Source organism: Plesiomonas sp. (assembly GCF_051650925.1).
Lineage (GTDB): Bacteria > Pseudomonadota > Gammaproteobacteria > Enterobacterales > CAMTGL01 > Plesiomonas.
In genome coordinates this window covers 1-1,385 of the sequence record NZ_JBOFRH010000374.1, presented here as the reverse complement: position 1 = coordinate 1,385, position 1,385 = coordinate 1, and the positions used below count along the sequence as shown (strand labels likewise).

General features: G+C 47.9%; 2 protein-coding genes. One reads left to right on the top strand and one right to left on the bottom strand.

Features of this window, described 5'->3' with window-relative positions:
* The coding region (locus tag ACRC27_RS08550; RefSeq protein WP_438639685.1) for a cellulose-binding domain-containing protein at positions 1-198 on the top strand (198 nt) is incomplete at its 5' end.
* Between the two features lie 248 nt (positions 199-446).
* On the opposite strand, the gene ACRC27_RS08545 is transcribed toward ACRC27_RS08550, so the two are convergent.
* Positions 447-1,385 (bottom strand): PTS transporter subunit EIIC (locus ACRC27_RS08545; RefSeq protein WP_438639684.1); only part of this gene is annotated, 939 nt, incomplete at its 5' end.

Here is a 1,385-nt window from a genome sequence, read left to right as displayed (position 1 = left end):
GGCGGTGCGGTATCTGATAGCTGTACCAGCAAAAATATTGATGCCAGCAAAGTCAAAGTGTATCCAAACTGGACACAAAATGGTTTTGCAACCGGTGGTGACCAAATGGCGAACCTGAATAAGGTGTATAAAGCCAACTGGTGGACAAACTCGGTTCCGGGCAGTGACACTAGCTGGACCTTTGTATGTAGCTATTAATTAACAGATAGCACGTTTAATTAATGGATAACACGTTGATTTGATATCAATCACCATGATAACAATCGTGTTAATACGAACCGCGTAAATAGTCATTCCATGACTTTCAAGTTCGTTGAAATAAAAAAGGCATCTGTAAAGATGCCTTTTCTTTTACTCTTTTCGTTCTGCTTGTGCTTTGGCTGTTTATCCCACCCGCGTATTTTGCTTTGCTTTTATTGCGCAGCAATACAGCAGTTTCCTATTTATTACTCTTTTGGGTCTTCAAACCCAAGCAGCAGAGTAAAGAGGAAGCCGGCCAATACAGTTACCGCCATTCCTGCAAAATAGAGCAGAACTTTACCCGGTACAATGGTTACTGCCAGCGGCACGCCGGATAATCCAAAGGTAATTACGGTAGAGACTTTCCAGTAGCACACCAGCGCACCACCGATTGCCCCGCCTAGACATGCTGCAATAAACGGGCGACCAAGCGGAAGAGTAACACCAAAAATCAACGGCTCACCAATCCCCAAGATCCCGACCGGCAATGCGCCTTTGGTCATGGTTTTTAAGCGGGTATTTTTGGTTTTTATCAGTACTGCAATCGCCGCTCCCACCTGCCCCATGCCCGCCATAGCAAGAATTGGCAGCAGAGGGTTCGAGCCATATTTTTGCAGCAACTCAACATGAATCGGCACAAGGCCCTGATGTAACCCTGAAAGAACCAGCGGCAGGAATGTACCCGATAAAATAGCACCAACCAGTAAACCACCTTTATCAATGGCAAGGCTTGCACCGTGGGCAATCAGGTCTGAAATATAACCGCCCAACGGTTGCAGCAGCACTATCGCCAGACTTGCCGTAATTAACGTAGTCAGTAACGGGTTGAGGATCAGCTCTAATGATTCCGGCAGCCGCTGGCGCAGTTGTTTTTCCACCCAGCACATAAAGGCAACCACCAGCAGCACGGCAATAACACCGCCGCGCCCCGGTTGCAGATGCTCACCAAACAGTTCAACTTGAGCCAGACCTGGGTGGGTTAAAATCCCCGCCATTACCCCGCCCATGGCCATTGAGCCGCCGAATACCCGCGCAGCATTGACACCGACCAAGATACTCATGATGGAGAAAACGGCATTACCAAAAATACCGAGTAGCGCCAGAATATTCGGGTATTGCTCAATCAGATTACCGGCAATATCAGG